The 8,742-nt window shown below is 54.9% G+C and carries 7 protein-coding genes; all 7 read right to left on the bottom strand.

Features of this window, described 5'->3' with window-relative positions:
• The coding region (locus tag CPT76_RS30925; protein ID WP_219845486.1) for a family 43 glycosylhydrolase at positions 1–770 on the bottom strand (770 nt) is incomplete at its 3' end.
• Positions 771–865: 95 nt separating this feature from the next.
• Positions 866–2,689 (bottom strand): cache domain-containing sensor histidine kinase, encoded by a 1,824-nt coding sequence (locus tag CPT76_RS30930; protein WP_105445613.1) that lies wholly within the window; start codon positions 2,687–2,689, stop codon positions 866–868.
• Positions 2,682–4,319 carry a response regulator transcription factor gene (locus CPT76_RS30935; RefSeq protein WP_105445614.1) on the bottom strand — a complete coding sequence of 546 codons (1,638 nt, stop codon included), beginning with the start codon at positions 4,317–4,319 and terminating at the stop codon, positions 2,682–2,684. Before CPT76_RS30935 ends, CPT76_RS30930 begins: the two co-directional genes overlap by 8 nt.
• Positions 4,320–4,337: 18 nt before the next feature.
• The gene (locus tag CPT76_RS30940; RefSeq protein ID WP_181153170.1) at positions 4,338–5,891 is read right to left on the bottom strand and encodes an extracellular solute-binding protein; all 1,554 of its coding nucleotides are present in this window, start codon (positions 5,889–5,891) and stop codon (positions 4,338–4,340) included.
• Between the two features lie 265 nt (positions 5,892–6,156).
• A complete protein-coding gene (locus tag CPT76_RS30945; protein WP_146116486.1) occupies positions 6,157–7,551 on the bottom strand; it encodes an ABC transporter substrate-binding protein in 1,395 nt (464 codons plus the stop codon).
• 60 nt (positions 7,552–7,611) lie between these two features.
• Complete coding sequence (locus tag CPT76_RS30950) at positions 7,612–7,851, bottom strand: hypothetical protein (RefSeq protein ID WP_105445617.1); 240 nt, start codon at positions 7,849–7,851, stop codon at positions 7,612–7,614.
• A gap of 54 nt (positions 7,852–7,905) precedes the next feature.
• Positions 7,906–8,742, bottom strand: an 837-nt coding sequence (locus CPT76_RS38040) for a carbohydrate ABC transporter permease (RefSeq protein WP_105445618.1), incomplete at its 5' end; no start/stop codon positions are given.

Here is an 8,742-nt window from a genome sequence, read left to right on the forward strand (position 1 = left end):
TTGTACTCCACCACCGAGCCATGTGTCGTCGAGCAGCCGGTCGGTTCCAGGAAAATGCCTTGATAGGTCCACGGGCCGAGCGGATGCCGGCTTGTCGCGTATCTCATCCGGTTGTTGTCCTCCAGATTGTCGGCGTAGGTGAGGTAGTACAGTCCGCCCCGCTTGAACACCCAGGCGGCTTCATGAAAGTCCTCCAGACCCGTCATGTCCTGCATCGAACCTTTGATGGACATCATGTCCTCGCCCAGTTCTCCGCCCTGGCATTTGCTGCCGCCGCCGTAATACATATACGCCCTGCTGTCGTCATCGACGAAGACGCAAGGGTCGATCATGGCGAAGCCGCCGAGCCCTTCGATATAGCCTTGATCGACAAATCCGCTGGCCGGCTTATCGCTGGTTGCCACGCCGATTTTCCAGGTATCGTTCCAGTCCGATCCGCTCGGATGCGGATAATAGAAATAATACGTGCCGTTCTTGTAAGCGCAGTCAGGAGCCCACATGAATCCGCCTTCCGGGCGCCCCCATGCCACGTCCCGCGAATGGAGAATCTCGCCTTCGTCGACCCAATTCACCAGGTCATCTGAGGAAAATACGTGGTATGCGTCCATCAGATCGCATCCCCGCGGCGGATCGATATCATGGGAGGCGTATATGTATATTCTTCCGTCCTCCCACACATGGGCGGAAGGGTCCGCCGTGTAAATACTGGTGATGACCGGATTTTGGCCAGCCGGTTTGATAAAGGCTTTCGGAATTCCCTGAGTGGTCATGGTATGTTCTCCCCTCATCTGTATGATATATCATACTTCGTTATTTGATATATAACCACATTGTACACGGCGCTCCCCATGCCGCAATACCGGATTTAACGCTCAGCTGACTTCCTGATCGCCCCCCGTTCAGGCGTCGTCCTCTCTTCCCCGCCGGGCGGGAGAATCGGATGACGGATCGTAATTTTGGTTCCCTTGCCCTCCTGGGTCTCGATCCGCAGCTGGTAATCAGGGCCAAAATAAATTTTCAGCCGTTCGTTCACATTGCGCAGTCCGACGCCGGATCTGCCCGCCATTTTTCGGTTGCCGGCCGCATCGTTCAACTCCTTCAGCACCTCTTCCGGAATTCCCTTGCCGTTATCGCTAATATCGATGACCAGATCCCGCTCTTCCACGCGGCCGGAGAGGATGACCTTGCCCTTCTCGAAATTGCCGCGGATGCTGTGCTGGATGGCATTCTCGACCAAAGGCTGCAGCAGCAGGCGCATGAATGTCATATCCAGCATCTCTTCGTCAAAAAAATACAGCACGCGCAGCGGCATGCCGATGCGGGCCTGCTCGATCTGCACGTAGGCCTTCACCTGCTCGACTTCGCGGCCGACGGTCGTAATGTCTTTGCCTTGGTTCAAGCTGAGCCGCAGCAAATTCCCGAGCGCGGATACCATCTCCCCGATATCATTGCGCCCGTGGTTTTCCGCTTTCCAGCGGATCGATTCCAGCGTGTTATAGAGAAAATGCGGGTTGATCTGGTGGCTGAGCACCTGAAATTCCAGCTCCCTCTTCGTTCGCTCGGCGCGCGTGGACTGCAGGATGAGATCTTCGATTTTCCGGACGATGCTGCCAAAGCCGCGATACAGCCAGCCGATCTCGTCCTTGCGGTTCTGATGAGGAATGAGCATGCTGAAATCCCCTTCCTCCAGCTTGCGCATCAGCCGGACCAGTTGGAAGACGGGCTGGGTAAAATTCCGTGTGAGATAGATGACCACCCCAACGGCACAGAGCATATAAGCGATCAGAAAAAAGATCAGCAGTCTCTGCATCGCCGTAATAGGCTCCGTCAAAGCATGCATCGGCGTCAGACTGACGATCGTCCAGGGCAGGCTGTCCATGCGGACAAAGGCGATCAAATTTTTCTCGTCATAAATGGACAGCGTCTCAACGCCCTCCTTGCGGACATTCCGCATCGCCAGTAATTTGGGGGACGGCAGCTGCTCTCCGGTCCACTCGCTTGCCGCCGAATCGTAAACAATTTTCCCTGTTTCGTCGACGATCAGGAACTTCTGCCCCTGCAGCCGTTTGGTCGGCGAGAAGAAGCGGCTGAAATGGTTATCCGCCAGATCGGCCACCACCAACCCCCTCGGCGTTCGATTATGCAGGCTGGTGAACGTTTTGACATAGGAGAGCAGCGGACCGCGGTTCGGCCCTCCATCCATCGACAGATGCCAGATCGGCAGCGTACTGTTCGCCGCGTTCTGAAACCATTCTTCATTTCGGGTCGATGTCGTAACTTCGAGCGCCCTCAAGTATGTGGGATAGGCCTCGGAATTCAGCGGATAGACTCGCAGCTGCAGCGCATCCATCTGCTTTTTCTTCTGGTACACGATGTTCAGGAGGTCCACCGAGGCCGATACTTCATCCTGGCTGCTGGCCGGCGGCTGTTCGAGCAAATCTTGCAGCTTCTTATCTCCGATCAGCTCGTTCATCTGGTCGTTCAGTTTGGCCAAGTACGCCTCCAGATTAATCTTGGACTGCTCCAAATAGCTCATGGAGAAGGTAGCATTGGCCTGCTGGATTCCTTCCACTGACTTGGTATGCGCGTAAGCCGAGAATAAAATGAAAGGAACGATCGTAATCGCGAGAAAGATCAGAATCATCCGGTTCCGTAGCGAGGAGGCCAGCCGGAGAAAAGACCTAATCATCCAGAATCCCCTGCAGACGGCGGAATTCTTTGGGCGTAACGCCGACCAGCTTTTTGAACAGTTTCGTAAAATGGACCGGATCCTTGTACCCCACCTGATGGGAAACCTGATAAATTTTATATTTCGTATCGCCCAGCATCTCTTTGGCTCTGGCAATACGAACGTTGGTCAGCTCCTCGATGAAGGTGCGGCCCTTTTCTTTTTTGTACAGCTTGCTGAGCCAGATCGGCGTCACATGAACGGCCGCGGCCACCGACTGCAGCGACAGGTTTTCTGCGTAGCGGGTACGGATCATCTTCTCGGCCTCCTGGACGATCTGGCTGGAGGAGGTCGCCATTTTGCGGAAGTCTCCGGCCAGGGACAGCAGCCGGCTCTCCACCTGATCCTGAAGCGACTGCAGCGTGTCATACTGCTCCAGTTGCTCCCACAGACCGATCGGGTCCTGCTCCCAGGAACGGTCGGGCCACCCGGCCGACGCGGCCGTACGGTAAATTCCCATCAGCCATTTGAACAATTGCTGCTGGATATCTTTTAGATTGGGCAGCTCCCACGATTTGACCATATCCTCAAAGTCGGCCATGGATTCCGAAATGTCGGCGTCCGTTCCGTACTTCACCAGATCAAGCACCGCCCCCGGCTCCCGGATCGTCAGCCTGCCGACCTCTGCGGCTCCGTCCTCTACGCTGCCGGTGAAGACCCGGTTGCCCCCGCAGACCACCTTTTGCTCCAGGGACTCGGTGCAATCCACGTAGAGCTGATGCAGTTTGTTCAGCTCTTTGGGTGCGGGGCTGATCCCGATGCTGGCCTTGACCTTCACGAATTGGTTGATACGAAGCAGGCAGGTCTCGGCGGTGGCATGGCATGAATCAAGCATCCCGGGATCGGGGCAGCCGATGACGGCCACCCACCGCTCGTGCGTATCCTTGAACAAGGCCGACGGCATGTTCAATTGCTCGGCAAGCGTATGGCTGACGACATTGCCGATGCCGAACAAGACAAGCTCCTTCTCATCCGGCATGCCTGGCCGGGCGGGCAGCGCTCTTAGGTCGTCCCCTTCAATGGCCATCAGCAGCAGCGGCATCCGGCTCATCCAGTCCAGTCTCAACGACTGCAGGCGGTGGGAGATGCGGGTCTCGCGGTACGGATCGTATTCGTTCTCCGCCATTTCACGCAGCAGCTCCTCCTGAAGCTTCGGCTCCGCAAACTGCACCTGGTACGTGAGGCGGTCATGCGTTTGCTGCTGCAGCCGTTCCCGTTCGATCGCATCCACCGCTTTACGGACGATCCGCTCCAGTTCATCCAGTTTGATCGGCTTCAGGATATAGTCCATCGCTCCAAGCTGGATCGCCTGTTTGACCAGGCTGAAATCGTCGTAGCCGCTGATCAGCACCGCTTTCCACAGGTAATCCGGTAAAGTATGCAGCTCCGCCAGAAACTCAAGTCCCGACATCCGGTTCATCTTGATGTCCGTCACGATCAGATTCGGCTGATGGCGACGGGCCATTTGCAGAGCCTCATCCCCATCCGAAGCCGCCATGACGGCGTTAACGCCGTATTCATTCCAGGGGACCCGCTTGCGGAGCCCCTCGCGAATTTCAAATTCATCGTCCACGATTAATACGCTGATCATAAAGGCATCCTCCCCTTGTCATGAATGTTGATGCTGTGCCGCCAGGAATTGGTCGACCTGACGCTGCACCTCCCGGATAATCGTATCCAGCCCATTATCTTTTTGCAGCATACGGTAATCCGACAGCGCCTTGGCGACATCCGGCATCATGCCGTACTCGATCGATTTGCCGTAGTCCTCATAGATCTGGTCGCGCTCTTCAAGCAGCGGACTGATCGACTGATCGTTCAGCAGCAGTCCTTCCACGGGAGAATCCACATTCACGGGCAGCTCCGCAAAGCGGGCTTCCTCCTTCCAGAAGTCCCCAGGGTACGTTTCGGTGGGGCGCAAAAATTGCGGTTTCCACAGCGCCCACTGTCCTCCCCAATCCATGTAGTTGCTGGTGGAAAAGTTCAGGTTATCCGGGTACTTGACCTTCCCTCCGTCCAGCTCATAGGTTTTCCCCTGAATCCCATACACGACAAGATCAAACAACCTCTCGTCCGTCTCCAGCATATCAAGAAACCGCAGCACCAGCTCCGGATGCTCAGCATTCCGGTTGATGGCCACGACATTTGCGATCGGGCTGCGGTTGACCGTTTTTTTGTCGGGGTACAATAGCGACATCTGCTGCCGGTAGCTTGCATCGGTAAAACCCGGATCGGCTGCATAGGCCCACTCGTGGGAAGTGAGCGTGAACAGCATTTTTCCGTTGCGCCATTGATCCGCAGCGTCTTCGGTATCGATCTTTGAATCGGGATTTAGAATCCCGTCTTCGTACCATGCCTTGCTCATGAAGGCAGCATCCTCGTAAAAAGGCTGATCTTCGATCGCCTTCACTTTGTAATGAGGGTCATTCAGATAAAAACCGAGGCCGTGAAAGCCCAAGTCCACCCATTCATCCCGGACCACATACAGGGGGAGCGCCGGAATCCGGCTCAGCTTCTGATTGGGATAGGCTTTCTTCAGCTCGTGGAGAAGCGAATCGACATCCTCGGCAGTTCGTACCGATTCAGGTTCGCGGTAAATCCCCGCCTTCTCCGCCATGTCCACCCGCCATCCGGCATAGGGCCGCTGATTCATCTTGATCGACCAGGGCAAACCGACGATATCCCCGCCAATCGTGGCAGAGGGCAGGTTATGCTGCTGCCGGTAGCGGTCATATAAGTGGGGGGCGTACACCGGAAGAAGATCGTTTAATCTCAAATAGGAACCCCGGGACGCCATTTGCTTGAATGAGCCTTCTGAATCGAAATTCAGGTCCCACCGGTCTCCTGCCGCCGCCATGACGAGCAGCTTCCCCGAATATTCCGGCCAGGGAATGAAATTGACGGAAAATTTGACGTTTAATCCTTTGGTTTTGACGTAATCGCTCACGGCCGCCCAAACTTCTTCCGTCGCCGCCTTTTTCTCGCCACCGAAATAAAACTTCAGCGTCGCTTCCGGCTCGCCGGATGTGGCGGCCGCATCGCCGAAAAGAGAGGGACCGTCCATGCGGACATCGCCGCCGGCTGCGCAGCCCGCCAGTCCGGATGCCAGCGTGATGCACAGCAGACAGGCGACGAACCATCCCAGAGTTCGGCAAAAGGACATGGCTACTCTTCCTTTCCGCATCTATTTTGTAAACGTTTTCATAAGAGCGTCCAAATATATTGCGCGGCTCTCTCTCCGATCTACAAAGATTAATATAAACGAAGTGCTGCCAATGGACAATGGGACGATATTAAACAATCCCGTCATATATTGGCCGATGTTTCCGCCCACAGCAAACAGCCCCACAAAGTGGAGCGAAGGCTCTCTCTTATATCTTCAAAAAGGAAGCCGCCAGACTGATGTCTGTCCGGCAGCTTCCCCTCTCTTATTGCTTTAAGGTGGCTCTCACTTCCTGCGTTTTCTTATTCCATGTCTCCGTTTCCGGAATAATGTCGTTGATATCCCGGTCGCCGAAAATAATGTCGTTCAAGATGTTGTTATAGTTGTAGTCGTTCCACCCCGGCACGGTCAGGCCGGATTGGATTTTGGCGTTCTTTTGGGCGATCTTGACGGCTTCGATATTTTTGCCCTGCCAGATCGGAGCCTGATCGTAGTAGCTCGTCAGCTCGGGATCGATGACGGAAGCATTGGCTCCCTGGTCAATTTTCCACTTCTGGGCTTCCGGCGTGAATTGGAAGCTGAGCCACAGGAAGGCTTCCTCCTTATGCTTCGAACCGGACAGAAGTGCCAGCGGTCCGTAAATCGAATACCCCGGCTGGCTGACCTTGCCTTTCGGGAACGGGAGAACGTCCCAGTCGAATGTCGCTTTTTCCTTCAGGGTCGGCAGAACCCAGTCGCCGCCGATAGCGAAGGCCGTTTTTCCGTTGATGAAATCCTTCGTCACGTTGCCGCCTTCTTCCGCGGCTGCGTTGCTCTGCATAGACCCGTCCTTCGTGACCAGCTCCTGGAACCATTTCACATCGTTCATGACGTCCGGCGTGCTGAGCATGCTCTGGGTCAGGTCTTCGTTCATGTATTGATGATTCGCCGCATGGCCGTCGGCAATCGCTTTGGAGGACAGCAGGCGCATTTGGATTTCGGGCTGCGTCGTAATGCCGTATTCACCGGCGCTCGGATCGGTCACCTGCTTGGCGATGTTACGGAAGTCGTCGTAACTCCAGTCGTTTGCCGGCATATCCACGCCGTGTTTGGCCAGCAGATCCTTGTTCACCAGCACCCACATCGGGACGTCAACCATCGGCACGGCAAGCTTCTTGTTGTTGAACATCATCGTTTCGAAGAAGCCGTCGGGGAATTTGGCGTTCTTGAAAATATCGCTCTTCTCGATGTAAGGCGTCAAATCTTCGATGAGATTGTTCTGCTCGAAGGTGATCAGATCGCTGTCGATCTCGGTCACGTCGGCAGGCGTGCCCGCTGCTTCCAGTGATGCGATGATTTCCATAATCGGCTGCGAATTGGTCACCGGTACCTGCTCAATGGTGATCCAGGGGTATTTCTGATGAAACAAGCTGTACAGCTCATCATAGGTTCCGTTTTTCCAGGAAATAAATTTGAGCGTAACCGGATCATGCTTTTCCTCTGCTGCCGGCTGGTTTGGCGCAGGCGTGGGTGCAGGATCATTGCCTGTTCCGGACGGTGAAGCACTGTCATTACTGCTGCTGCACCCGGCAAGGGTGAAGGTCATGAGCATGACCATCGATATAATGGATGACGCGATACGTTTTCTTTCAATCCTTATTCCTCCCCAATTTGATTTCATCGGATGCTGACGATACCCCTTTGTTCCCAAGCTATACCTGCTAGTTCGGCATTCCCCCTTTCAATGCTTCCGGCAGATCGGCATACCAAGGCTTATTCCACAACTCCCCCGTCGTTCGATGCCGGTAATGAACCAGCGCTGCAGAAACATGAAGATCACGAGCGGCGGAAGGATGATCAACCAGGACGACTGGTTCGAGTCATAGTAGGATGTCATATATGGAGGTTTGGCCATGGCGGTACCTGGCAGGGACGTCAAGACGGCCATAAAGACTAGCAGTAATGGAAACCATTTTTTCATCGTTCCGACTTCCTTTGCTGATGACATTACTTGATACCGGAATGGACCATCGTCTCAAGCACTCTGCGCTGAAAGAGCAGGAAAATGATCAGATTCGGGATGAAAATAGCAGCCCGGCGCCGCCGCCATGTTCTGCCCCGCCACGTTGTTCTGCAAACCGCTCAGCAGGCTGTTGACGTAGAAAGCGAGCGTCCGCATCGTCTCCTTTTGCATGAACAGGGTTGAAGTCTCCACGTCTCCCCATACGCCCTGGAACGTCAAAATCGAGATGGTCGCGATCGCCGGGACGGACAAGGGCAGAATCATGCGCACGAAGATGCCGACATGCCCCGCGCCGTCGATCCGGGCTGCCTCCATCAGATCGCTCGGAATTTGCGAGATGAAGCCGACGAGCATAAACACCGCGACGGGCGATGCCAGCGACGGCAGGATATGCCCGAGATACGTATTGTTCAGCCCGATGCCGTTGATGACGAGATATCTCGGAATGGATACCGTTTCGGGCGCGAACATCAAGGACAGGGTAATCAGCGACATGATGAGCTGTTTGAAATGGAATTGATATTTGGCCAGAACATAAGCCGCCATTGTACTGACCACCACGACGCTGACCAGTGTCAGCGAAACGACAATTAGGCTGTTGAACAAATACCGTGTGAACGGCACCGTCGCATTGGACGCATGCAGAAAGAGCGTCTCGAAATTGTGCAGGGTCGGATGCCGGACGAAAAACCGCGGCGGAAACAGGAACAGCTCGTTCTGCGGCTTAAACGCATGATTGAAGATGAAGACGATCGGCAGCGACATGAACAAGGCCAAGGCGGTAAAAAGCGTGATCAAAATGACCTGAAAGGGCGACGCCGTGCGGAGCCGGCGCAATTTGGGCATCAT

The organism is Paenibacillus sp. AR247, assembly GCF_002968895.1.
GTDB lineage: Bacteria > Bacillota > Bacilli > Paenibacillales > Paenibacillaceae > Paenibacillus_AQ > Paenibacillus_AQ favisporus.

Bases quoted from the DNA above. Each gene is read 5' to 3' on its own strand.
- CPT76_RS30930 (WP_105445613.1), bottom strand. From the start codon at position 2,689: ATGATTAGGTCTTTTCTCCGGCTGGCCTCCTCGCTACGGAACCGGATG.
- CPT76_RS30935 (WP_105445614.1), bottom strand. From the start codon at position 4,319: ATGATCAGCGTATTAATCGTGGACGATGAATTTGAAATTCGCGAGGGG.
- CPT76_RS30940 (WP_181153170.1), bottom strand. From the start codon at position 5,891: ATGTCCTTTTGCCGAACTCTGGGATGGTTCGTCGCCTGTCTGCTGTGC.
- CPT76_RS30945 (WP_146116486.1), bottom strand. From the start codon at position 7,551: ATGAAATCAAATTGGGGAGGAATAAGGATTGAAAGAAAACGTATCGCG.
- CPT76_RS30950 (WP_105445617.1), bottom strand. From the start codon at position 7,851: ATGAAAAAATGGTTTCCATTACTGCTAGTCTTTATGGCCGTCTTGACG.